The sequence below is a fragment of the Cobetia sp. SIMBA_158 genome, from assembly GCF_046566945.1.
GTDB lineage: Bacteria > Pseudomonadota > Gammaproteobacteria > Pseudomonadales > Halomonadaceae > Cobetia > Cobetia amphilecti.
The window spans coordinates 1-292 of record NZ_JAWJYL010000204.1 but is presented as its reverse complement, the minus strand read 5'-3'; the positions used below and the strand labels follow the sequence as shown (position 1 = coordinate 292).

The window sequence follows — 292 nt, the reverse complement described above, 5'->3', positions numbered from 1 at the left end:
CTTTTATTTAGTCATTCACAAAAAGAAGAAAAAATAAGGGATAAAGACTTATTTGATTTCACAACTGATGAAATTTTGAATGTGCTAAGAGCGATGTATTCAACTTCTCTTGCATCTTTGGAAACATTCTTATACACCATGATAACTTATATAGATTGGTCGATTGCAAACGGTGTTACAAAAGGGAGTAATAATTTAGCTAGGTTGATAAAAACCAATGATCTATTGTCATGTATAGATTCATCATTAAAACTATATATAACTAAAAACGAATTGGAAAAAATGTGCGAAG

General features: G+C 29.1%; 1 protein-coding gene. It reads left to right on the top strand.

All coding sequences use genetic code 11. The features are described 5' to 3' along the window. A partial coding sequence (locus R2R70_RS19640) for a hypothetical protein (RefSeq protein WP_410978843.1) occupies window positions 1–292 on the top strand: 292 nt, incomplete at both ends.